Below are 24781 nucleotides of genomic sequence, written 5' to 3'. Positions count from 1 at the left end.
ACGCTCATCCTGAAACGGATTAGCATTATGTTAACATCATTTGCACACAGGATTTATCCCCCGCACTGCAAAGCACTGCTAAGATCAATGGATGTCGCCCCTTAATGCAGCGGATTCTGTTTTACCCTTACTTCAGAGATTATTACGTTGCGCAAAGCCATCATTGTTGACGACCACCCCTTCATACTGGCCAGTGTCAGATTATTAGTCATAAATGCAGGGTTTGAGGTCGTTGCAGAATGCGGTAATGGTATTGATGCTGTTCAGCAATGTCAGAAGCATCAGCCTGATTTAATGATTCTTGATCTCGCCATTCCTGGTCTGGATGGTCTGGACGTGATTCGCCGCCTTAAAGAGAAAGAGATCCCCACTAAAATCATCGTCCTCTCCTCACAGCAAAGTGAACAGTTTACACTGCGTTGTTTACAGGCAGGCGCGGTGGGTTATGTCTCTAAAAAGGATAATCTTTCTATTCTGACGGATGTCATTAATGCGGCGATGGCAGGGTATTCGTTTTTCCCACAGCTGACTCTGGACGCCGGGGAAAATACGTTTTTCACGGGCGAGGCTCAAAAACTGGCTGCATTGTCCAATCGTGAAATGATGGTAATGAAGTATCTGGTGAATGGTTTGAACAATAAACAAATCGCCGAATCTCTCTCATTAAGCGAAAAAACGGTCAGTACCTATAAGTCACGCGTCCTGGAAAAACTTAACGTCAGTACGGTGCTGGCGCTGGCTGAAATGGCGCAACGGCATGAGATTGAGTGATATGTGGCGGGCGGTCTGTCTGATCATTATTTCCCTGCTGAGTTTCAGTGCAACGGCGGCAGACCCTTATTTTGCGACACTGGACGGGCAGGTTAATGGCCCCGTGCCACAGATTGCTCTGACGAATGCCCAGCAAAACTGGCTGCAACAAAAAGGTGAACTGACGCTCGGGGTTTCAGAACCGGATTATCCGCCTTTCGATATCGTCAACTTTGACAGTAAATACACTGGTGTGACTGCCGATTTTGCGACAGTTATCAGTAATACGCTGCGGATCCCGGTCAGGGTGAAAGTGTTTGAGTCGCGTCAGGAAGCCATTGCCGCTCTGATACGCGGGGATATTGATTTTCTCGGCACCGCTAATGGATTTGAAGCATCAGAGCAGAAGCTGGTGTCGTCAGCTCCTTATTCTGAAGATAATCCTGTTTTCGCCGGGCGTTCAGAGGCGACGCGCGATTTTACCGGCGATTTCGACGGAGTATCAGTGGCGATGGTCTATCACTACCTGCCGCCCCGCTGGATATTGCAGGCATATCCGGGGATCAGACTGAAGATTTATCCCTCCAATTTCAGCGCAATGGGGTCGGTTTCTTTCGGTGAAAATGACTTTTTCCTCGGTAATAACATCAGCGCAGAGTTTCTCTCCGGTCGTCGTTTCTTCAATAATATTTCCATTCGCAGCAAAGCGTCCCTGCCAAAAACCCAGTTTGCGTTTGCTCTCAGAGACAACGAACAGCCACTGTTGGGCCTGATTAATAAGGTTCTCACATCAATTACTCCCCATGATCACCAGAAACTTCTCAAGTATTGGGGCATAAAATCGCAAAGGGGTTTAGAAGGCATGGCCCCATTATTGAATGCGCAGGAAACTCAGTGGCGCGACGAGCATCCTGTGCTTCGGGTCGCTCTGGAAGATAATAATGAGCCTTATTCCTTTTTTGGTCCCGACCGCCAGGCGCATGGAATTAATTCCGATGTTATAAAGGAAGTCGCCCGGATTGCTGGATTTCAGCTTGTCTGGCGTAAAACTACAACGTCAGCTGAAACTGAAAATTTGCTAAAAAATAACGCGGCGGATATTGCCATTGCGGTTACTGATCACCAGCAATCTTCGCCAGAACGACTGAGTTTTTCACCCACGTTCTATCGTGACAGCTATGTCATCGTCAGCCGTTCAGACACAATCCTTCCAACCAGCGAGCTTTCTGCTAAAGCTTTGCGCGTGGCCGTGGTCGAGCGGGATCCGATCCTTAAAGTGATCCGCCGCGATTACCCCCTGATGCAACCTTTGGTCACTGATGACGCCATCGGGACGTTTCGTCTGCTAGATAATCACAGAGTCGATGCTGCAATTGTCTCGCTGGCGGAAGCTGTTTTTATTGTTGATAACTATTATAAAAATCGCGTCAAAATTGACGCAGTATTCAGCAATCAGTCACTCCATATGAGTATGGCCGTCTCGGAAGAACAGCCAGAATTGCTGAGTATTATCAGCAAGTCACTCGCTACGATAACGCCTGCACAAATGAGCGAACTCAGTAATCACTGGCGCGGTCAGATTATTGTCGATCACAATTTCTGGAACTTCGACCGGCGTAAATTACTGCGAGGATTTCTGGTTCTTGCGGCGTCATTCGTCTTTCTATTGTTCTGGATTATCTGGTTACGCAGCCTGATCCGACGCCGTGTGAAGGCTGAGCATAAACTTAATGATCAGCTGACTTTTATGAAGGACCTGATCGACGGCACACCTTTACCTATTTATGTGCGCGATCGTGAAGGGAAATTGCTGCTGTGTAATACCAGTTATCTCCGTCAGCTCAATAGCACCAAAGAGGAAATGCTGGGTAAAACGGTATATGAAGTGCTGGGCGATAATGGTGAACGCGCCGACGAGTTGCAACAAAGCTACCGGAGGGTCATTGAGGCAGGGGAAAGCATCGTCAATGACCGTATTTTACGTATCAGCCAAAATGACTTTCGCATAATCCATCATTGGATCCTGCCTTACAGATCCGGGCAGGGGGAAATCATCGGCATTATCGGTGGCTGGTATGACATCAGCGAACGCCAGCAGCGACTGGAGCGATTGCAAACGGATAAAGATCGGGCCCTGCAGGCCAGCGAAGCGAAATCGACATTCCTCACCACCATGAGTCATGAAATCCGTACGCCGATGAATGTGATTATCGGTATGCTGGAACTGGCGGCTAATAATGCAGAAGCAGGTATCGTGGATAAACGTTCCCTGAAAACAGCCTCGGGTGAAGCGCAAAGCTTACTGGAACTGATTGGGGATATTCTGGATATCGAGCGTGCCGAAAGCGGACATCTTTCCCTTAATGAACAGACTGATAACCTCGGACAGCTCATTCATTCTGTCTGCCGTTTGTTTGAGGTGTTATCGCGCCGGAAGGGGCTGGTATTTACTTTACGTGAAACCACCCCGCTGGATTATGGTGTACTCATTGACCCGTTGAGATTCAAACAGATTATCTCTAATGTGCTGAGTAATGCGCTGAAGTTCACCGAACAGGGCGAAATACGTGTTTGCGTCAGTGTGAATGAAATCAGTGATGAACAACTGCAGCTGACGTTAGAAATCCAGGACAGCGGCATCGGGATTTCCCACGAAGACAGTCAGAAATTATTCTCCCGCTTCTCTCAGGCAGGAAACAATACTCTTTCATCGCAGCAAAGTTCCGGGCTGGGTTTGCTTATCTGCAAAACACTGTGCGAAATGATGGGCGGCACTTTAGTGCTGAAAAGTGAATTGCAGCAAGGCACCCGTATAAACATTGTACTGCCGTTGCATCGCGCGAAATGGCAGCCTCCTGTTTTAGCAACGATCCCAGCGGCTCTGTCTTTGGTACACCAAAATGTTCTAATCGCCGATGACTATGCCGCTAACCGGGAAGTTTTATCATTACAGCTTGCGTCATTAGGCCATCAGGTGACCGCAGCTCAAAACGGGCGTGAGGCTCTGGAACTCTGGCAAAACGGAACGTTTGATTTGGTGATAACCGACTGCAACATGCCTGTGATGGATGGCTATGAACTCACGCGAAGTATACGCCAAAGCGAACATTCTCAGGGACTCACGCCTGTCAGAATCGTCGGGCTCACAGCGAATGCCCTGAACGAAGAACGTCAGAAATGCCTTCGCGAGGGAATGAACGCCTGTTTATTTAAGCCTGCCACGCTGGCTATGCTGGCGTCGTTGTTCGTCAATGAATCCTCGTCGCAGGAAGAGCCTCCTGAGCCACTTTCAAAAGCGAAGGATTTCGATTTAACTGAGCTCATTCAACTGACGGAAGGAGATCCACAAAAATTCGCGATACTTTTGCAGACGTTTCTAACCGGAATGTCGCAGGACAAAAAATACGTTCAGGCCGCTTTTTCCGCCGCGGATCTGGCCGCCCTGAAAGCCCTCGCTCACCGGATAAGAGGGGGCGCACAGGTGATTAAGGCCCAGAACCTGACAGATGCCTGCGATACGCTGGAAATCGTCTGTGAGAATGAGGAGGACTGTGAAGAAGCAGTGAATCAGTTACTGGCTGAGCTGGACTGCCTTGCACTGAAACTCGCGGAATATGCGCGTACAACAGAAACATCTTTCTCAGGATAAATTTGAACAAAACGTTTTGCGCTCCCTTTATTTTCTCTGATTTTCTCCGATTAATTCATTCAGAAAGCGACAATGAAGCCGCTTTTTAAAACAGGGAGCAGTGACGATGGGGCAGAACGACGCAAGAAAATTAGATCTCGAACAGATGAATGAAATAAAGACCTATGCCTCTAAATTTAAAGGGGATTTCAGTGAGTCCATTCAGATTGCTTATAAAGATAATTCATTCAGATTAAAACTGCTGAAAATAACCGGCCAGAATGAGGGCGAGGTCTTTTTCGACTATGACTACGACGGTGAGTGTGTTGTATTTCGAAAACATAAAACCGGTGCCGTTGACCTTAATAAGGTCAACGGCCTGGAAGAGTTCTTCACCGCTGTCGATACCATTATTAGTGCCACTGTCCATCAGGATTATATGATGGTCAGATAATAAATCGTCTTCAGGCCGCCTTCTCAGGCGGCTTTTTATTATCTTCTCACATTTTCTCGCTGTGCCTGTCTGCATGACCGTTGCCCAAATTAGCGCTGAAACAGCGCCGTGTTTAAGGCTTTAGCGACCACTTAAATACGGTATCCTGTTACTCACAGATGGCGTTAAGTACCGGGGATCTTCAGGAGAGGAAAAGTATGAAAGTCGCTATTATGCAGCCTTATTTTCTTCCCTATATTGGTTATTTTCAACTGATGGCATCAGCTGATGTGTTTGTTATCTATGATAATATTAAATATACAAAAAAAGGCTGGATAAATCGAAATCGCATGTTGCTCAACGGCAAAGATTCTGTCTTCAGCTTGCCCCTTATGAAAGGCGCTGATTCTTTGAATATCGCTGAAAGGGCTATCTCGCCAGATTTTAATAAAATGAAATTACTTAATCAGTTTCATGGTGCCTATTCTAAAGCACCTTATTTCAAAGAAGTTTTTCCACTGATTGAAGATATTATCAGATATGAAGATGATAATCTTTTTTCTTACTTACATTATTCAGTGTGTAAAATCGCTTCTTTGCTCAATATTAAAACAAAAATAATTATATCTTCTTCGGTATCAGATAACGAAAATTTAAAAGGCCAGGACAAAGTTTTATCAATCTGCAAGGCATTATCAGCAAGTCATTATATCAATGCTATTGGTGGTAAAGAGTTATACAGCGAATCCGACTTTGCCCGTGAAGGGATCAGGCTGAGTTTTATCCAATCTCACGTGGAAGAATATCGTCAATTTTCAACCACTTTTGTCCCTTGGCTTTCGATCGCCGACGTTCTGATGTTCAACTCTCTTGACGCTGTTCGCCATAGTGTCAAATATAACTATTCTCTGGTATGAATAATGTTCCAATGGAAAAAGCTGGGTAAAGTTTTTACTCCGCAGGAAGTCACCGGCCGCCCGTGGCTCAGTGCCTTTGCACAAGCGCCTGCCACACTGGTCTTCGATAATTATGTTCGTGTTTATTTCTCCTGCCGGCCTCCTGCAGATAAGAATGGCCAGTTTGTCAGTTATTCCGCCTGGGTAGATCTCGACCGTAATGACCTGTTCAAAGTGCTGCGCATCGCTGATAACCCCATCCTTCCGCTGGGCAGATTAGGCGAGTTTGATGAATTCGGTACCTATCCTGTCTCGGTGATACGCGATGGAACGCAGATCAGAGCCTGGTATGCTGGCTGGACGCGTTGTGAATCAGTGCCTTTTAATGTCTCCATTGGTACCGCTGTCAGTAACGACGGGGGGCAGAGTTTTCAAAGGATCGGGTGCGGGCCGGTCATCGAATATTCTCCTGAAGAACCTTTTGTTATCAGTGGCCCCAAAATTCGGCGCTTCAATGACCAGTGGCAACTTTTTTATATCGCCGGGCGAAAGTGGAAGAGTGTTGAGGGCCGTGCTGAGCCTGTTTACAAAATAAGAATGGCGGCCTCAGATGACGGCGTTCATTGGAAAAAACTCAACCGCGATTTAATTGCAAGTCGTATTGAAGAAGATGAGGCTCAGGCCAGCCCGGATGTCTTCTTTGCGAATGGCAAATACCATATGTTTTTCAGTTATCGCTACAGCAGTGATTACCGGGGCAAGCAATATGGCTATCGAATTGGCTATGCGTCCAGTGAAAACTTAACTGACTGGACGCGTGATGACAGTAAAGCGGGCATTGATGTGTCGTCTGAAGGATGGGACGCGGAAATGATCAGTTATCCACATGTATTTGAACTGGATGGCAAAATCTATATGGCGTATCTGGGTGACGGCGTAGGCCGCGAAGGTTTTGGACTTGCGCAATTACAGGGAGAGTTACGATGAACTGGCAATGGATCCGGCATGGTAAAATTTTTACGCCCGGCGAATTTGTCCTGAACGGGCAACCGGGTTTATTCGCACAATCGCCTCAGACTTTAGTATTTGAAACGTTTATCCGTATCTATTTTTCCACCCGCACTCCCGACCCTCATAATGGAAAATACATCAGCCATGTCGCGTATGTTGATATGGATAAAACACTCCAAAAGGTACTGGCAACCAACCAGCAGCCCGTTATTTGCCAGGGAGAAAAGGGATGTTTTGACGAACACGGTATTTTCCCTTTCAACGTTGTGCCATACAAAAATAAAGTCATGGCCTTTACGACGGGATGGAACCGACGGGTTTCTGTATCGGTTGATACCGCGATCGGGCTTGCGACAAGTCAGGATGCGGGAAAAACATTTCAGCGGTTCGGGCAAGGGCCAGTTATGGCGGCGTCCCAGTATGAGCCATGCCTGGTCGCTGATGCGTTTGTGAAGGTGATTAACGATACATTCCATATGTGGTACATCTTTGGAACCGGGTGGAAGCAATATGCGCCAGACTCTCCGCCCGACCGTACCTATAAAATTGGTTACGCCCAATCAGCGGATGGCATTGAATGGCATCGCCAGCAGGCGAATCAGATAATTCCTGACCGGCTTGGCCCGCAGGAAAGTCAGGCACTCCCAACAGTGGCGCATTTTGGCGGACTTTTTCACCTCTTTTTTTGTTATCGCGAATCTTATAATTTTCGCCAGGCCGCAGGCCGTGGTTATCGTTTGGGATATGCCTTTTCTGAAGACGGGATCACCTGGACCCGTGACGACACTAAGGTGCCTGCGCTGGGTGAGACCGGTGAATGGGACGACGAGATGCAGTGCTATCCGCATATCTTTGAATGCGAAGGACATCTTTATCTGCTTTATAACGGTAATGATTTTGGCCGCGACGGCTTCGGCCTCGCAGAACTGAAATTATCATGAGCGAAATTGTTGTCCGTTCAGACTCTGCAAGCGCCGCACAGGTCACTGAACATCTGATGATATGTGACGATGCCTTTATTCCCCCCCTGAGCCACCGGGTCAACATTGCTGAGTACGCGACGAAAGTGACCCGACACGCCCGGTGTATCGAGGGCTGGCATCATGACGTTCTGGCGGGTTTGATATGCCTGTACTGCAACAATCCAGAACGGGGTGCATATATTACTAATGTCAGCGTGATCCCAGCTTTGCAGGGGCAAAAAATAGCCCTCCTTCTGATGAAAAATGCGCTTGAGCAGGTTCATGGGCAAGGGGTGGGGAAAGTCAGCCTGGAAGTTAATAACGCGAATATAGCTGCATTGAGCCTTTACCAGAAGCTGGGTTTTACCCCGGAGTTCAACACCACAGGCACCATCCTGATGACAATGAATTTGTAGAGAGAAATATAATGAATTTACAACGTGATTATAATAATGAAATAAATGATGCGCCTGACCATCAATATGCCTACGGATTTGATTTTGATGTAATGCATCCTTTCATGATCCGTTCTTTTGAGCCTTTTTTCATAAAAGGAAGTTTACTGGAATTAGGCAGTTTTAAGGGCGATTTCACTCAACGTTTTATGCACCATTTTGACGACGTGACATGTGTTGAGGCGTCCAGCGTTGCAATAGCGCAAGCACGGGAAAAACTCGGAGATAAGGTTCACTATATTAATGCCTTGTTTGAAGAGGCTACATTACCCAAGCGTTATAATAATATTGTTCTGACTCACGTTCTTGAGCATATCGATGAACCTGTAAAACTATTAAAACGGATTAATGATGAGTGGCTTGAAGAAGGCGGACGCTTTTTCCTCGTTTGCCCTAATGCGAATGCACCTTCTCGTCAGATTGCCGTTAAAATGGGACTGATTTCTCATAACTCTGCCGTGACAGAGGCTGAGGCAGCACACGGCCACCGGTGTACTTATAGTCTGGACACTCTGGAGCGCGAGGCGACGGCGGCAGGTCTCAACGTTGTACATCGGTCCGGAATTTTCTTCAAAGCACTGGCTAATTTCCAGTGGGACCATTTGTTGCAAACAGATATTATTTCCCCGGAGTATCTGGAAGGTTGCTATCAGCTGGGACAACATTACCCTGATCTCTGTTCAAGCATATTTCTGATGTGTGAGAGAGGGCGTTAATCCAGCCTGTTTACCACCTATTTTTTATTTCAGATAGATTCATCCTGAGTCAAATCATTCCCTTCCCCGTAGATTAAATAACAATGTTTTTATTTTACAGGGAGGGGTATTTTGCGTTTTACGATAAGAGTGTCTTGAGTATTTCGCGATGTTCAGTGCTGATATCGTCTGAATGAGGGCATTGCTCATTCTCTTTCGCCCGTGTCAGTAACGCCACCAGCCAGTCATAAATATATCGCTCATTTCCCTGAGAAGTCTGAACCCCCAGCTGCGTCAGGCGTTGGTTTGCACTGGCTTGCGGCGCCGGAGTAAAGATTGCTGAGTCTTTTTGCACACGACTTTTCGGGCGGAGCTCTTCACTGATCCGTTGGTATCCCAACCAGCTGACAAAGTCGTTCAGCACATTACTGGCATGGGTCACCGCCATCGCGGCGTCTGTTTCGTTTTGTTTCAGCGTTTCTTCCAGTATTACCGGCAGCCCCAAGCGGTAACTCGTTGTCACCAGAATATCGCACAGACTTGCCAACTGATGGGATCCCAGTCCGCTGGCATTTGCCACGGCGGTATTTCCGCTAAGCTGGCTTAAATGATTCACCCATTGTGCAAATACCTGCGCGGCATAACTATTTTCCTCCTGAATTACATCCGTCACCGTCTCCGGCTCGTCAAACAGATCGATGCTTATCAAAGGCGCCACCGGCTGGTGAGGGCGCGTTTGCTGGTGCTGTAACCAGGCTTCGTGCAGAGTGGTGCGTGAAAGCATCAGGCTGCTGATAAGAGTTCCGTGCCGGGCAATCTGTGTTTGCATCAAGCGGATCAGTGCTTCGTATTGGGCAGAAGAAGCAATTTCATCAGAAGTAAAATGCCGGAATTGTGCCGCAGTCTGTTGCCTGAGAGAGTCACGCAACGTATTCACACGTTCGTCACGGCATGACGTTGCCATTGCCGCCGACAACCAGTCATTCAGACAAGACATATCGCGGTTGTCCAGCGCCTGAAGCGTTCCCCAATGTTTTCCCGACTGCGTAATCATGCGCTGTATCAATTCGTCGGCATGATGGCCGTGAATGAAACGTGCATCAAACGGCGTAATCGCCCAGACGAGCCTTGGTAGCGAATTCTGCTTTTGCGTCTGGGTCTGCGACAGCCAGTCTGTCAGCGCCCTGGCTACCGGCATTCTGTTCTGCCTTCCTGCGTCGCTGTTACAGATAAGCAGGGTGTCGGGCTGCAAATTCTCTTGATACTGAGGCAGCTGATCCGCCGGAATATCCACGATATCCACGATATCCACGCAGCTTAAAGAGGAATGGTGGCTAAGTGTGAAGGTTATTCCGGCGCTGAGACTGGCCAGATCCTGCTGTGAGATGCTGAGTCTGTTCCCCGGTACGCCATCATGCAGCGGGCAAACGATCACATCCTGATTTTGCCCGCGTTCGTTGTCGCTGGCAGGGAAGAGGAAACCTTTATTGGGCAATAGCAGGTGGTCTACCACCAGACTTGCCGGTGCAAGAACCTGCATGGCGTTACCCAGATAATGCCGTTTTTGCGCCTGTTGCTGCCACTGAGAGGTCAGGGTGATATGTTCCCCCCAGAGCATTGAAAGCAACGTAGCCCGGTCAGCCAGCGCTAAAAAGGGTATCAGCTGCGCCATCTGGTAAATCAACGCGTCACCAGGACGATGTGAGCTGTGAACCCGCTGATGATAGCAACGGATGACAGACATAAACTCTGTGCTGCTCATCCCCGGAATTTCATGAGGTTGCCGGTGCAGATTCAGGGTTTTCAGTGTGTCTCTTATTTTGCTGTCCGCCACAATATGGGGATGACGTGAAGACTGGTACTGAACGATGAGCCGTTGTGCCAGCTCACTTTCACTGAACAGTGTGAGCAGCAGCGGAAGATTGTCCATCACAACGATCGGTGACGTCGTGAAACGCACGGCCATCAACGGCGCTGTATTCTCCGGATTGATATGACGCAGATAATTAAGCGGATTTCCTCCCAGCAAAACATCAATTTGATCCCGCCCTTCAGACACGATCATCTTGAGTAAATGGTGTTTGCCTGCGACGGATGTGCCGTAAAGTCCCAGCGTCAGCGGCGCCGCAGCGAGATCATCAATCTTCTGCTGGCGCTGTTGCAAATCAGTTAACCGGGCCAGCAGGCTATCGGCCTCAATATTGAGACGCATTGAATGCGAACGGGATGTATTGACCCAACTCATGAGCGGGTGGAATGGAATGCCTGGCTGACTCATTTTAGATATACGTTCCCGCTGTCGATCCAATAGTGATGGATGCCGTTATAGCTACCGGCCATGGTGTTAAGTTTTAGCTGCACAGCATCTTTGGGCACCGGGCTGCCATCCGCCATTTTCACGTCTGCCAGGGTAAAGCCTCCGCTTTGCCGGCAATATTGCAGGCGGACATGCAGGACTGTGTCACCGGCAATACGCTTTGCCATTTCAGGATGTGTGATTTTCAGCTGATACAGCGGCGTCGCTGGCCAGCGGGCATCTGCCAGCTGACGGGATCCCAGGCAGGCATCACCGCGTAGCGCGAAGCTGACGTTCTCATCCAGCCGTGCCGTTGGGTCATCGAGATCGGTGTCGCTGTACCAGACATCTTTCTCATCCAGAACCAGACTGTTGCCTAACGCCCCGATGAAACGCAGGGTGGAATACCCCTGAATATCGGAGGTTTTAAAGTTAAATCCGGGCAGACGCTGGTCTTTCGCCAGAGAGCACAACATGGCGCCCAGTGCCGCCGTCGATTTAGGATTGACCCGCTGGCCTGCCTGACCGAACGGGAAACATTCGTGCAGCTGATAGTCGTCCAGCCAGATGATCCGGTTAACTGGCACGGGCTGCTGATAACGTAAAAGAGCCTGAACGCCAGGGAGGCCGGAAGGGCGCCCCGTGACCAGAAGAACATCACAGCAGTAATGGCGGAGCACTTCGCAAAGTGACAGCAGAGGAGCGGTCAGACTGAATTTTCCCGACAGCATCGCGTCTTTCAGGGCTGCAAGTTCAATACAAAAAGGCACATCCAGCACGTCAAAGCGGGGAGCACCGGCAGGCAGCAACGGCTGCACGGCTTGCTGTATATAATTGATAACGTTGGGCGTAGGCGGATGAGGCAGAAGCTCGCCGAAATGCCCCTCAAAATGAGCGGAAGTCTCTGCGGGGTCACAATTTTCCCAGCAGGCCAGAATGGCATGCCCGACCGGAATAAACAGTTGTAGCGTCACCTGTTGGCGGAGTACCGCGCGGTTGTCATCGGCGCTGCTTTCCCCGAATAATTTCGCCATCACCCGTTCAGTATGGGTAACCCCCGCCGTTTGCAGCGCATTTTCAAACGCAGGCAAAACGCACTGGCGGACAATATCCAGCAGAATATCGTCACCGGCAATCTTGAAGCCCTCCCGGAATAACAGTTGCGGTGTGATTTGGACATTGCGCCCGGCACTCTCATCCAGCTGATATTGGGTGATGGCCATGTCGGTCGTCCCCCCGCCAATATCCACCGACGCTACACGCAACGTTTTGCCCGGCAGTTCATTACTGGCAAGCCGACGGTCAGGGCGGGCCATCCCCTCGAAAAAGATCGGAGCCTGACCCGAATAATTATTGACCACCTCGTTATACAACCAGACCAACTGCCCGCAGGTCGCTTCGTCCCATTCCATCTGGACATCAGGTAGGGGCACGGTGAGCAAACGTGATGCGGCACTGATGGAATTATTGTCTTCTTCGGGCTGCCAGCCGAGGGCTTCCCAGACCAGTTTCACCGCTTCCTGTACCCGCAGGCGGAAAATTTCCCGCTCTGGTTTAGGCATCGCGGAAGGCAATGTCAGGATCAGATGGCGTAACTGACGTGGGGCGTGAGTCTGGCCCATACTCTGGCGGTGACTGACGCTGTTAATCTGCGCCAGCGCCTGTGCAAGCAGCTCGCACAGCATAATCGTCATCAGCGAACTGCGGCTGTAATTTGGCGAGAAAACCGGCAGACGTTCTTCTTCCGTCAGACTGTATAAAGGCTGGCCGTCATCATTCATCAGGTTCATCAGAGGCAGCGCAATGGCGCGGGGCTCACGGGGTGTTTTACCGGTCAGCTGACTGAAACGCCACGCTTGGGCGGAAGGCGTATCATCCCAGAGATAGCGTCGCGGACTGGAAATTCCGCTGGTTCCTTCGATACCCACACGCTGTGCAGCCAGTCCGCTGGCTTCGTCGCCGACGCGAGCAAAGGAAGGCCAGACGAAGGCATCTTCCCGGCCACTTTCCATTGAGAAATGATGTTTGCCAAATTTGGCTTCGCTAAATTCGAGACGACTGGTGAAAAGTGGCTCGCTGATCAGATGCGGTTCGCTCAGAGAACGGATGTGTAACTCCGCGCTTTGCTGTAAGCCGACATTTTTTTCACCGTGATCTTCAAGGATCACTCCGCAGGTATGGGTATTGCCGACGTCGAGGATCAGATCAACAGGCACTGGCGGGGTGTTGAGCGTTTGAGTAATGATCTGTATTTCAGGGACTGAAAGCTGAGTGCCCACCATCTCCAGAATATTGAGGTAATGCGCCTGATATTCGAAGACTTTCAGCGCGCTGTTGAGACTTTGCGTGCTGCGTTCTTCCTGCTTCGTCGCATGATGAACGAACGCTTCCCGCAGCCAGCCATCTACCCAGGTGTTATCCAGAAACTCAGCCACTTCATGGTCTTTCCATACAAGGGCAAAGCGGATGCTATCGCGGATATCCCGTTCGGTCAGAGCGAGTTCGACAACAGAACCTTCATCGGCCTGTACTTTGGTATCAAAAGCCAGACACAGGCGCAGGATATTACCCGACGCATCCGGCGTTTTCAGGCGTTTGAACTGCATACGAGCCCAGTTCGACGGGCTGTTAACGAAAGCCCGTGGCGGGCTGAAACGCATAAAGGGTAACGGCAGCCAGACGCCGTCCAGTACCTGCAAGGAGTGTTCGAGTCCGACAGTCAGCTCCGGCCTGACGATCTCCGGTTCGCTGCCATTTTCGCCCGGCAGGGTAAAGCGGTCTGACAGAGGATCGTGGCGCAGACGCAAAAGCGGGCCGTTAACGCTATGGCGAACAAACCGACCACCATGAGGATCTGTGGTGACAGGGTTCAGACCAAAGTCCAGGCACTGGATACTGCTGTCGCGGATTAGCGTCACTGCGCTTTGATAGTCAATAAGATTTGCCAGCATGATTTAGTTACCCACCTTGGTCAGCGTCATTGGTACCACAGTGTCATCCTCATACCGGCCGGTGCATTGTGCTGCGCCGTCCAGAGGTTGCTTACAGGTAATTTCCGGGACCTGATATCGGCTGTTGTCGCTACATTTTGCTTTGCTGCGGCTTTTAATGAGCAAGTTGCCGCTCGGCATCAACCCTGTATACACCCCTGCCTGACAGGTCACCTTGTTGCTGCGTGCAATTTGTATGCTGCCTTCACCGTTTTTGAACTGATAGCGCAAGCCCGGCGGTTTACTGGTGAGCGGGTTGTTAACGTCAATACTGGCTTTCCAGCGGCCATTCATAAACGTCACTGAACCGGCTTTCACCTCTCCGGCCGGGAGGAACAACGCGTTTTTATCCACTGTCGTTTCCGGGTTTTTCTCTGCCTTTAGTTCAACATCAGGCTCTTTGAGTTTTTCCGTCACTACTGCCGGGGTTGGCACAAACTCCGCTTTTTGCAGCGGTAAGTTTATTGGCACGACAGGTTTCGGGCGTTCAGGTTCTGCATTCGCAGATGTCACAGCGGATTCTGAAGGATTGTGAGGGGTTAGTGAGACAGATACGGACGGCAGCAATGCAGACAGATGCGGCCACGCCAGCGGCAGCACGATAAATAAGATCCCGACCAGGGAGATTTTCAACAACAGCTGGCGCCAGACAGATTTCACTTTCTGTGTGTCAGGCAGCGGAGAGGCTTGCACAACAGGAGGTTCAGCTGTCACAGGCACGGATGTCATCGCACCGCTCAGAAGCGGAGTCTCATTCTGGCTCAGTGTGACGCGATCATGCTGCGCAATATCCTGATCTGGCTCTGTTTCCAGTTTCTGCTCTGGCACGATCATAGAGTCGTCTGGCTCAGTCTCTACGGACTGCACTTCTTCCGGCAGCAGGGTCTGACGCAGACAGTCGAGAATATCTTCACGGGCGGTATCGTTCAGGGAGGCAAATCCCCAGAAGGTGATGACCGGTTTATCATCCACCAGATAAATGTGCTGGCTGGCGGGAAAATGCAGCACTTTCGTCAGCAACGATCCCAGCAGACGAAGTTGTATTTTGTCTGCTGCCAGGCAGCGCTGACTGAGTGCCCGGGCTGCCGCCACCGCGTTTTCCAGATAACGAAGGGCACTGTCGCGCTGCTGTTCACTGGCGTATGCCCATTGTGTCAACGTGCCTTCATGCGGCGCATACCAGTCCACTTTATCTTGCGCATCGTTTCGCTGAGGGATTGCCAGACAACTGAGCAGTGCCTGTTGTTTTCGCAGGCGCAGTGTTTCGCGTATCTGGATTGCGCTGTCGAATATTGTCTGTCCGTTTTCGCCCAGCGCGGTAAAATCATCCAGATAGCCACTGCGCAGTATTATTTTTGCCACTTCATTAATCCTGATTATTTTTCCGCATCTTTTGCGTTGGTTATTTTAGCGGCTTTTGAGAGGAAATAATGATAAAGAGAAGGGGCGAAGAGAGGACGAAAGTGTTCGCAAATAGAACGATAGTTTTAAATAAAAAAAGCTTCTCTGGGGAGAAGCCTGAAGTGGAACAACGAGTTCGAACTTTTTTACAGAATGAATATTCTGTGCGCTACACGCTGATGTTATAAACTTTTCCAGATGGCGGAGTATTCGACTGCCCTTCCTGACTGTAAAGAGAAGATGTCGCCCCTGCATTGTTGACGAGCTTTTTTAAATTGTCTGTTTTTTGCATATGCAATTCGAGCAATTCATAAATCTTTATGTTGAGCTCATTCGAATTTTTCACTTTACGGGTAATGTTATTCCAGTAAGAGGCAAATCTCGCATTCTGCTGATAGGGTGCAGAAAGATGTAAAGATTTTTCCTGCTGCTTTCGCAAGTCATCATAATGAGTGATGGTCGCAAGTAACTGACTTTTGCTATCAGACACAATTTGCAGGGAAACAGGGTTAATCTGAATCCGCCTTAATTGATTTACTTCTTCTACCAGAATAGCTTCGAGTTCGCCCAAAGAGTCCTGTAGTTTCAGCAGAATAGAACGTAGATTTTCCATTTTCATTACTATCTTTATCAGGGTTTATGAAAGTTGAAATATATCGTCAACCAGCGCATGGGCAATGGCATCAGGATCAAGTGTTAACTCGCCGGCATCCATCGCAGCACGAATTTTTGCCAGCCGATCGTAGTCGACATCACGTGAACTGTCGGTCTGAATTTCCTGCGTCAGTTTGCTTAATTTAATCTGTGTACCGGAGTTTTCGCTGTTCGTCATCTTCGCTGAACTGGCGTCTTCGGTTCTTGGACGCATCTTCAAATCCTGCTGTTGCAAATTAACAGCGGTGACTGACAAAGGCTGTAGCGTGCGGTCTATGCTCATGGTGTTCCTCGATAATTTGTATTTCGACCTCGCGGTATATTTTAAATATCGGTGGTACTCAGAAAAACTAAAATTATTCTTTAAGATTAATTTTCACATAGCCCTGTGGATCGACCTCGCCAGTCATAATTTGCCCTGAACGGGTGGCCATTCGCAAGGGCTGTCCGGCAGCGGCGCTGCCCAGTGCTTTACCTTTACTCCTGATTTGAAAGCCTTTTCCTGTCGCGAGGATATCAACTTCCTGTCCGGAAACGATAGCCCAGCCTTTACGCAGCTGGTTCCCAGTCAGGGCTTGTCCGCGGCTGACTGAGCGCGTGGTGGTTTTACCGATAATCTGTTGCGGATCGAAAATCAGACCGGCAGGTAATCTTTCCAGCGAACCGGTTCGTACCTGAATGTCGTCGGCGGTGATCACGCTGCCAGGTTTAAGCGTATGTTTGGCGGTCCACCATGTCCCCTGCGCATGTACAGAAATTTGAATGAATTTGCGCCGTGTACCGCACTGTGCCACTACGCTTTTATTGCCGGTCAGACGCGTATTATTGCCGGCGACTGAAAGTTCCGGGTCGGCGCAAAGAGCAGAGAGTTGCTCTGCGGGCGTGAGGATTTTTATGGTACGAACCACGGTGTTTTCCACGCTTTTGCCATGCGGCAGATTAATCAGCGCCGTAATTTGTGATTCCAGCTGACTGAGATCCGCAGATGCAGCTAAGACCTGCGTGCCCCCTGAACCGAGCGGAAATAATATCCATGCTCCGGTAAGCAGTGCTTTAATAAAACGGTGGAATGAAACCATGAGTTTTACAAACCTTATATTGTATAACGGAGGGTAATTCCCTTGGCTATCAATTTTTGATAATCAAAAGTATATGCCAGAAGTTAACTTTATTAACGTGTTAAATGCGCAAATTTATGACGCTAATTATCTGGATGGATTTTTTTGAATAACCCGTCAAAATCCATCCCGCTAATTGCTGTTATTTTTGTCTTATCCTTGCAGTATAAAATTGAATCATTCACCAATAGAATGCATTCGTTAATTTTCATAAGGCAGAGGTCAGTTTTTTCATGCTTGATAAACTCGATAATGCGCTTCGTTTCCAGCAGGAAGCACTCGGTTTACTGACTCAACGTCAGAATATATTGGCATCCAATATTGCCAATGTTGATACGCCAGGATATTTGGCCAGAGATATTGATTTTTCAGAGCAGTTAAAAAGTGCCGTAGAGCGGAATACGCCGGTACAGGGGCCTCTGAACTTGTCTTTAACCTCAGGAAATCATATTCCCGCGGTAGCGCCGGCAATAGATAACGGACAATTGCTTTATCGCATTCCGGATCAGCCCAGTGCTGATGGTAATACGGTAGACATGGATCGCGAACGCGTCAGTTTCGCAGATAACAACATGAAATACCAAACCAGCCTCACCGTTCTCGGTTCACAAATTAAAGGCATGATGAGTGTCATCAGTCAGGGTTAATAATTGTCATGTCTACAATGAGTATTTTTGATATTTCAGGTTCCGCCATGGCGGCTCAGTCAAAACGATTAAACGTCAGCGCCAGCAATATGGCCAATGCGGACAGCGCCGTCGGACCCGACGGCCAACCTTATCGCGCAAAGCATGTGGTTTTCCAGGTGGACAGTGCACCAGGTCAGGAAATCGGTGGCGTGCGTATCAGTGACGTCGTCGAAAGTGACGAGCCTGATCGCAAAGTCTATGAGCCTTCGAATCCGCTGGCCGATGCCAATGGCTATGTACGGATGCCTAACGTGAATGTCGTGAATGAAATGGTGAATACCATCTCCGCGTCTCGCAGTTATCAGGCCAATGTCGACGTGATGAACACCGCCAAATCGATGATGTTGAAAACATTAACGCTGGGCCAATAAGGACTTAATCATGGCTGTTTCGCCGGTAATGAATAGCAATAACAACGTCAGTAATTCAGGAGGAAGTGGCAACAGTGCCGCCGACCTCTCGCAGAGTTTTATGGAACTTCTGGTGGCTCAGATGCAAAACCAGGATCCCACCAATCCCATGGATAACAATCAGCTTACCTCTCAGCTTGCGCAGTTTAATACCGCAGCGGGCGTTGAAAAACTCAACGGTACACTCGAAGGCGTCGGTTTCCTGGTGAACAGCATGCAGCAGATGAACTCTGCCCAATGGGTCGGTCGTTCTGTGTATGTCGAAGGGGATTCCGTCATCACAGAAAGCAAACAGGATCTCTCTTTCAGTCTGGAAAGTGATGCCGACAACGTGACGGTCACGCTGACGGATAAAGAAGGGAATGCTTACACCGCTGAGCTAAAAGATCTGAAAGCCGGGGTGAATAAATTTACCTATGACGATCTGACCAACTTTAAACCTTCTGAGCCCGTCATTGAGGAGAACAGCTCTTTCAAAGTGACCTATGCAGCGTCCAATGAAGACGGCAATACGCCAAAAATTGTTTCCCTGAAAAAAGCCAAAGTGGAAGGGGTTTCATTTGCCAGCGGAAGTGCGGAGCTACAGCTCGGTCTCGATGGCAGTACGACATTAAGCAAAGTGTATTTGATTGAGTGATTCGGTCTCAGTGTTTCATTAATTTCTAGCGTTCAGGATGAATAATAATGAGTTTTTCTCAAGGTCTCAGCGGCTTAAATGCGGCTTCTCAAGCTCTCGATGTCGTCGGCAATAACATTGCTAACTCTCAGACTGTCGGTTTTAAATCGGGTTCTATTGCCTTCGCAGACGTCTTTGCCGGTTCACAAATCGGCATGGGTGTGCAGGTATCCTCGGTTAACCAAAACTTCAGTGATGGTGTGTTGGGAATGGGCAACAGCTCACTGGATATGGGCATTCAGGGCAACGGTTTCTTCCGCCTGACCAATGATGCTGGCGCGGTGTTCTACAGCCGTAACGGTCAGTTCAAGCAGGATGAAAATGGTTATGTGGTCAATAACCAGGGGATGTTCCTGACCGGCTATCAGGCCACAGGTAACCCGCCTACCATTCAGCCCGGCGCGCCAGTCGGCCCGATTCAAATCCCCAATGGACAGATGCCAGCACGCGCCTCTGATGCAGGCAGTCTTAAAGGCAATTTGAATTCAGAAACCGAGGCCATTGATCAGACCGATCCGGCCAATGCGTTCGATCCGTCGAATAACAAAACTTACAGTTCTGTCTCGCAGATGGATGCGTATGACAGCCTCGGCAATAAACATACCGTGAACATTTATTACGTGAAAACAGGGAATAACACCTGGAAAGCGTATTCCAGCGACGCGACGTCTCCCAAACTCGATGACGGTGGAGAAACGCTCTACGGCGAGCTTGATTTAACCTTTACTAACGCCGGGGAACTGACGACAAACTCACCGAATCTGAACATTCAAAGCGCGGCATACAACGGTGCCGCAGCGCTTAACTTTAATTTAGATCTGACCGGCATGTCACAGCAGGCCTCTGATACGGAGATGGGCAGTCCGACGACCACCGGTTATGCGCCGGGTCTGATGAACGGGTATGTCGTGGGTGATAACGGCCAGATTATTGCCAGCTACAGTAACGGTCAGTCGCAGTTACTGGGTCAGGTGGTGCTGTCAAACTTCACCAATCCCGGTGGATTATCTTCGAAAGGTGATAACAGCTGGGCCGAAACACCTGAGTCCGGGCAGCCTTCGACTGGTATCGCCGGAACGGGAAACCTGGGGAAATTACTCGGCAATCGTCTCGAATCATCGAACGTGGATCTGAGTAAAGAGATGGTCAATATGATCGTCTACCAGCGCAACTACCAGTCCAATTCACAGACCATCAAAACCCAGTCTGAACTGCTTCAGATCTTGGCTAACCTGGGTTAACGGCTGATATGGATCGCGCGATATATACCGCTATGGGCGCAGCGAATGCCGCCCTGAATCGTCAGGCTGTGACGTCTAACAATCTGGCGAATGCCACCACAGCGGGTTTCCGCTCACAACTTGCCGCCTATCGCGCGGTGCCGGTGAATGGTCCTTCTGTGGCAACCCGCACGCTGGTGACTGAATCCACGCCTTATCATGATGATTCCATGGGCGCCATCAATCAGACGGGCCGAAACCTTGATGTCGCATTGCCGCAAAACGGCTGGCTGAGTGTTGCGCTGCCTGATGGTACCGAGGCGTATACCCGCGCGGGCAACATTGAGGTCGACAGTGAAGGTTTGCTCAGTATCCGGGGAATGCCGGTCATCGGCGACGGAGGGCAGATCAACGTTCCTCCGCAATCCGAACTGACCATTGCACCGGACGGCACCATTACTGCGCTGGGCGCTGGTGATGAACCAACGGCGCTGGCGCAGGTCGGGCGGCTGAAAATAGTCAATGCCAGCATTCAGGATCTGGCCCACGGTGATGATGGCTTATTTCATATTGCGCCCACTTCTCCCAATGCCGGTCTGGCCGTTTTGCCTGCGGATCAGAATCTTCAGCTGATCCCCGGCGCACTGGAGGGAAGCAACGTCAATCCGGCTAAATCAATGGTCGAGATGATCGCAACCGCCCGTGGTTTCGATATGAATATGAAAGTCATCAGTGCAGTGGATGACAATGAAAAGAAGGCTAACCAGCTACTCAGCATGGGCTAAGCCCGGCAAAAAGGAATTTCAGTATGATTCGTTCTTTATGGATTGCCAAAACAGGTCTTGAAGCACAGCAAACCAACATGGATGTCATTTCCAACAACCTGGCAAACGTGAGCACCACGGGTTTCAAACGTCAGCGTGCAGTATTTGAAGACCTGCTTTATCAGACGCTGCGCCAGCCTGGCGCTCAGTCTTCCGAGCAGACCACCATTCCTTCGGGATTGCAGCTAGGGACCGGTGTGCGTCCTGTCGCAACCGAGCGTATTCACAGTCAGGGCAACCTGACAGCGACGAATAACAGCAAGGATCTGGCGATTGACGGCAGCGGCTTCTTTCAGGTGCTGATGCCGGACGGAACCACCGGTTATACCCGTGATGGTTCTTTCCAGTTCGACCAGAATGGCCAGCTGGTCACTGCCAGCGGTTATCAGGTCCAACCCGCGATCAATATTCCTCAGGATGCTGAAACGCTGACTGTCGGTAAAGACGGTATCGTCAGCGTAACGGTTCCGGGGCAAACCGCGCCACAGCAGATCGGTCAGCTCACATTGAGCACCTTTATAAATGACTCGGGTCTGGAAAGCATAGGCGAAAACCTTTACCGCGAAACCCAGGCTTCTGGTGCGCCAAATGAGACTACGCCGGGCCTTAATGGCGGTGGCAGTCTGAAACAAGGGTATGTCGAGGCGTCCAACGTCAACGTAGCCGAAGAACTGGTCAGCATGATCCAGACTCAGCGAGCCTACGAAATTAACAGCAAAGCGGTCACAACGTCTGATCAGATGTTGCAACGCCTGTCCCAGCTTTAACTGACTAATTAAGCCCAATAGCACCCATAAGCCCGGCCTCTGTCCTGCAGACGGGGGCCGCTTTATGGCTGTTTAACGCCGTAGTGGATGAAATGAAAAACCAGCTTTATTCCCTGACTTTCCCTCCCTTTGCCCAGCGGGCATTGCCGGTGGTGCTGATTCTGTTTCTCAACGGATGTGCGTATATCCCGCATAAACCTCTGGTTGACGGAGTGACGACTGCCACACCCACGCCGTCGGCGATGACAACGGCGAACGGTTCCGTATTCCAGACAGGGCAGGCTATGGGCTACGGCTATCAGCCGATGTTCGAAGACCGCAGACCCCGAAATGTGGGCGATACCCTGACGATTGTGCTGCAGGAAAATGTCAGCGCCAGCAAAAGCTCTTCCGCGAATGCCAACCGGGGCGGTTCAACCGATCTTTCCGTGGATGCCGTTCCAAGCATGTTGGCCGGATTACTGGGCGGCGACCGCGCAGCAACTTCCATCAGTGGCAAAAATGATTTCTCCGGGAAAGGGGGGGCTGCGGCCAAAAATACGTTCAGCGGCACCATCACTGTCACTGTTCAGCAATTGCTGGATAACGGCAACCTGCGGGTGGTCGGCGAGAAACAAATCGCGATTAACCAGGGCACCGAATTTATTCGTTTCTCCGGCGTGGTCAATCCGCGAACTATCAGCAGCAGCAACACGGTGATTTCCACGCAGGTGGCGGATGCCCGCATTGAATATGTCGGTAACGGATACATCAATGAAGCGCAACAGATGGGCTGGTTACAACGCCTGTTCCTGAATCTTTCTCCTTATTAATGAATGGCTAAACAATAACAGCTCATGAAAACTTCATTTATCTCTTTTTGCCTGAGCTTGTTCTTTGGTCTGATTTTTATCATGCCGCAGAACGCCTGGGCCGAGCGAATTCGCGATCTGACCTCCATACAGGGCATTCGCAGCAACTCCCTGATGGGCTACGGACTGGTTGTAGGTCTGGACGGCACCGGTGACCAGACCATGCAAACCCCTTTTACCACTCAAAGCCTGAGTAACATGCTTTCTCAGCTGGGAATTACCGTGCCCGCGGGCACCAATATGCAGCTCAAGAACGTGGCTGCGGTGATGGTGACTACCGATCTGCCACCTTTTTCTCGCCCCGGTGAGAAAATTGATGTAGTGGTTTCTTCCCTCGGTAATGCCAAGAGTTTGCGTGGTGGCACGTTGCTGATGACGCCACTTAAGGGCGTGGATAATCAGATTTACGCACTGGCGCAGGGGAATTTACTGGTGTCCGGCGCGGGCGCACAAAGTGGCGGAAGCCGGGTGCAAACGAACCAGCTGAATGGCGCCAGGATCAGCGGGGGGGCGACGGTAGAGCGTGAAGTGCCTGCCAGCTTTGCGCAGGAAAATATTCTGCGACTCCAGCTTAACGATGATGATTTCACCGTTGCCCAGCAGATCAGTGATGAGATTAACCGTCGCTTTGGCGGTTCGACAGCGGTTGCTGAGGATTCGCGCACCGTGAAACTTTTTGCTCCGGCGAGCAGTGCGGCGAAAGTCCGCTTTCTGGCTGACGTGCAAAACATACCGATCCGCATTGGCATCATGGATGCCAAGGTCATTGTGAACTCACGTACCGGTTCCGTGGTGATGAACCGTCATGTGGTACTCGATGCCTGTGCGGTTGCTCAGGGAGATCTCACGGTAGAGGTGTCGCGCACCAATCAGGTCAGCCAGCCAGATACGCCATTTGGTGGCGGTCAGACAGTGGTGACGCCGAATACGGAGATTTCCGTTCGCGAGCAGAGTGGCTCATTACAACGAGTGAATACCAGTGCGGATCTCAATAACGTTGTTCGGGCACTGAACAGTCTTGGCGCAACGCCGAATGACCTGATGTCGATTTTGCAATCCATGAAAAGCGCCGGTTGTTTGCGCGCGAAGCTGGAGACTAACTGATGAGTACCCCTCCGTTTTCAACCGGCGCAGCCTTTGATGTGCGTGGTCTGGATGCCCTGAAACGTGAAGTAAAAAGCAATTCACCGGAAGGGATAAAAGCCGCGGCTAAGCAGATGGAAGGGATGTTCATCCAGATGATGCTTAAAAGTATGCGGGATGCGTCATTTAAGGACAGCCTGATGCACAGCCAGGAATCGGACATGTTTACCTCCATGTACGATCAGCAGATTTCTCAGGATATCGCCGAACAAAGTAAGCTGGGTTTTGCCGATATGATGGTGAAACAAATGGGAGGAGAGGCGGTGGCGGTGCAAAACACACCGGGTTCTGCTCCCGCACCTTACAGTCTGAACGGGGCGTTATTTAAGAAAAATGCCCCAGCAGTCCCTTTTATTTCTGCGCAGGCTGAACCGGCGGCAACGCAATATTCCCGCGGCCCTGAGAAGAATACGCACTTTATTTCCCGCATGCTTGAACCGGCTATCGCGGCAGCGAAAAAAAGCGGTATTCCGCATCAGCTGATTATTGCTCAGGCGGCGCTCGAGTCAGGCTGGGGAAATAAGGAAATTACTACTGCGTCCGGTAAGCCGAGTCACAATTTATTTGGTATCAAAGCAACGCCGGACTGGAAAGGCGAAAGGACAGAAATCACCACCACCGAATTTATCAATGGCTCGGCGCAAAAGGTGAAAGCGGTCTTCAGGGTATATCCTTCCTATTCCGACGCCTTGTCAGATTACACCTCTCTTCTTGTTAACAATCAACGTTATCAACATGTTGCAAAATCCGGCACACCGGAAAAAGCAGCCCATGCGTTGCAGTCTGGTGGCTATGCCACAGACCCTGCCTATGCGAAGAAATTAATCAGCATCATTGCGCAGGTGAAAGGAAATATCGATCAGGGGCTGAAGGCCTATAAAACCGATCTTTCGGCAATTTTTTAGCATTTAG

23 protein-coding genes are annotated in these 24781 nt (G+C 49.9%); 17 read left to right on the top strand and 6 right to left on the bottom strand.

The window, feature by feature from the left end; all coding sequences use genetic code 11:
- The first annotated feature begins 147 nt into the window (after positions 1 to 147).
- The 8 genes from D5398_RS19370 to D5398_RS19335 all read left to right on the top strand — a co-directional run bounded on the left by D5398_RS19370 (position 148) and on the right by D5398_RS19335 (position 8851).
- A complete protein-coding gene (locus D5398_RS19370; RefSeq protein WP_120509083.1) occupies positions 148 to 771 on the top strand; it encodes a response regulator transcription factor in 624 nt (207 codons plus the stop codon).
- Positions 758 to 4399 (top strand): ATP-binding protein, encoded by a 3642-nt coding sequence (locus D5398_RS19365; protein WP_120509082.1) that lies wholly within the window; start codon positions 758 to 760, stop codon positions 4397 to 4399. The genes D5398_RS19370 and D5398_RS19365 overlap by 14 nt, the downstream gene beginning before the upstream one ends.
- 106 nt (positions 4400 to 4505) lie before the next feature.
- Entirely contained in the window at positions 4506 to 4832 is a 327-nt protein-coding gene (locus D5398_RS19360) for a hypothetical protein (RefSeq protein WP_120509081.1), read from the top strand.
- 197 nt (positions 4833 to 5029) lie between these two features.
- Complete coding sequence (locus D5398_RS19355) at positions 5030 to 5728, top strand: WbqC family protein (protein ID WP_120509080.1); 699 nt, start codon at positions 5030 to 5032, stop codon at positions 5726 to 5728.
- A 3-nt stretch (positions 5729 to 5731) separates the two neighbouring features.
- Positions 5732 to 6694: a glycoside hydrolase family protein gene (locus D5398_RS19350; protein WP_120509079.1), complete on the top strand. Its 963-nt coding sequence runs from the start codon at positions 5732 to 5734 to the stop codon at positions 6692 to 6694.
- Complete coding sequence (locus D5398_RS19345) at positions 6691 to 7659, top strand: glycoside hydrolase family protein (RefSeq protein WP_120509078.1); 969 nt, start codon at positions 6691 to 6693, stop codon at positions 7657 to 7659. Before D5398_RS19350 ends, D5398_RS19345 begins: the two co-directional genes overlap by 4 nt.
- Positions 7656 to 8096, top strand: coding sequence for a GNAT family N-acetyltransferase (locus D5398_RS19340; RefSeq protein ID WP_120509077.1), 441 nt, complete (start codon positions 7656 to 7658; stop codon positions 8094 to 8096). Before D5398_RS19345 ends, D5398_RS19340 begins: the two co-directional genes overlap by 4 nt.
- Positions 8097 to 8107: 11 nt before the next feature.
- The gene (locus tag D5398_RS19335) at positions 8108 to 8851 is read left to right on the top strand and encodes a class I SAM-dependent methyltransferase (RefSeq protein ID WP_120509076.1); all 744 of its coding nucleotides are present in this window, start codon (positions 8108 to 8110) and stop codon (positions 8849 to 8851) included.
- Positions 8852 to 8969: 118 nt separating this feature from the next.
- On the opposite strand, the gene D5398_RS19330 is transcribed toward D5398_RS19335, so the two are convergent.
- From D5398_RS19330 to flgA, 6 genes are all read right to left on the bottom strand, one after another.
- Positions 8970 to 11108, bottom strand: coding sequence for a virulence factor SrfC family protein (locus D5398_RS19330; protein WP_120509075.1), 2139 nt, complete (start codon positions 11106 to 11108; stop codon positions 8970 to 8972).
- Positions 11105 to 14077, bottom strand: a complete 2973-nt coding sequence (locus D5398_RS19325; protein WP_120509074.1) for a virulence factor SrfB — start codon at positions 14075 to 14077, stop codon at positions 11105 to 11107. Before D5398_RS19325 ends, D5398_RS19330 begins: the two co-directional genes overlap by 4 nt.
- Before the next feature lie 3 nt (positions 14078 to 14080).
- Positions 14081 to 15478 carry an SrfA family protein gene (locus D5398_RS19320; protein ID WP_120509073.1) on the bottom strand — a complete coding sequence of 466 codons (1398 nt, stop codon included), beginning with the start codon at positions 15476 to 15478 and terminating at the stop codon, positions 14081 to 14083.
- 208 nt (positions 15479 to 15686) lie between these two features.
- Positions 15687 to 16136 carry a flagella synthesis protein FlgN gene (locus tag D5398_RS19315; protein WP_120509072.1) on the bottom strand — a complete coding sequence of 150 codons (450 nt, stop codon included), beginning with the start codon at positions 16134 to 16136 and terminating at the stop codon, positions 15687 to 15689.
- Between the two features lie 18 nt (positions 16137 to 16154).
- On the bottom strand, positions 16155 to 16454 hold the full coding sequence (flgM, locus tag D5398_RS19310) for a flagellar biosynthesis anti-sigma factor FlgM (RefSeq protein ID WP_120509071.1): 300 nt from the start codon (positions 16452 to 16454) through the stop codon (positions 16155 to 16157).
- A 73-nt stretch (positions 16455 to 16527) separates the two neighbouring features.
- Positions 16528 to 17250 (bottom strand): flagellar basal body P-ring formation chaperone FlgA, encoded by a 723-nt coding sequence (gene flgA, locus D5398_RS19305; protein ID WP_120509070.1) that lies wholly within the window; start codon positions 17248 to 17250, stop codon positions 16528 to 16530.
- 272 nt (positions 17251 to 17522) lie between these two features.
- Between flgA and flgB the strand changes: the two genes are divergently transcribed.
- The 9 genes from flgB (at position 17523) to flgJ (ending at position 24774) form a co-directional block, all read left to right on the top strand.
- Positions 17523 to 17936, top strand: a complete 414-nt coding sequence (flgB, locus tag D5398_RS19300; protein WP_120509069.1) for a flagellar basal body rod protein FlgB — start codon at positions 17523 to 17525, stop codon at positions 17934 to 17936.
- Positions 17937 to 17944: 8 nt separating this feature from the next.
- Positions 17945 to 18349: a flagellar basal body rod protein FlgC gene (gene flgC / locus D5398_RS19295; protein WP_120509068.1), complete on the top strand. Its 405-nt coding sequence runs from the start codon at positions 17945 to 17947 to the stop codon at positions 18347 to 18349.
- A 10-nt stretch (positions 18350 to 18359) separates the two neighbouring features.
- Positions 18360 to 19025: a flagellar hook assembly protein FlgD gene (locus D5398_RS19290; RefSeq protein WP_120509067.1), complete on the top strand. Its 666-nt coding sequence runs from the start codon at positions 18360 to 18362 to the stop codon at positions 19023 to 19025.
- Positions 19026 to 19072: 47 nt separating this feature from the next.
- The gene (flgE, locus tag D5398_RS19285; RefSeq protein ID WP_120509066.1) at positions 19073 to 20305 is read left to right on the top strand and encodes a flagellar hook protein FlgE; all 1233 of its coding nucleotides are present in this window, start codon (positions 19073 to 19075) and stop codon (positions 20303 to 20305) included.
- A gap of 8 nt (positions 20306 to 20313) precedes the next feature.
- Positions 20314 to 21069, top strand: a complete 756-nt coding sequence (locus D5398_RS19280; protein WP_120509065.1) for a flagellar basal body rod protein FlgF — start codon at positions 20314 to 20316, stop codon at positions 21067 to 21069.
- 23 nt (positions 21070 to 21092) lie between these two features.
- A complete protein-coding gene (flgG, locus tag D5398_RS19275; RefSeq protein ID WP_120509064.1) occupies positions 21093 to 21875 on the top strand; it encodes a flagellar basal-body rod protein FlgG in 783 nt (260 codons plus the stop codon).
- Positions 21876 to 21967: 92 nt separating this feature from the next.
- Positions 21968 to 22687, top strand: coding sequence for a flagellar basal body L-ring protein FlgH (locus D5398_RS19270; protein WP_120509063.1), 720 nt, complete (start codon positions 21968 to 21970; stop codon positions 22685 to 22687).
- Positions 22688 to 22768: 81 nt separating this feature from the next.
- Positions 22769 to 23830, top strand: a complete 1062-nt coding sequence (locus D5398_RS19265; RefSeq protein ID WP_244216804.1) for a flagellar basal body P-ring protein FlgI — start codon at positions 22769 to 22771, stop codon at positions 23828 to 23830.
- Entirely contained in the window at positions 23830 to 24774 is a 945-nt protein-coding gene (gene flgJ, locus D5398_RS19260) for a flagellar assembly peptidoglycan hydrolase FlgJ (protein WP_120509061.1), read from the top strand. The genes D5398_RS19265 and flgJ overlap by 1 nt, the downstream gene beginning before the upstream one ends.
- The last annotated feature ends 7 nt before the right edge of the window (positions 24775 to 24781 follow it).

Source organism: Rahnella bruchi, from assembly GCF_003614975.1.
Lineage (GTDB): Bacteria > Pseudomonadota > Gammaproteobacteria > Enterobacterales > Enterobacteriaceae > Rahnella > Rahnella bruchi.
The sequence above is the reverse complement of the archived record's forward strand: the minus strand, read 5'-3'. Positions and strand labels throughout refer to the sequence as shown.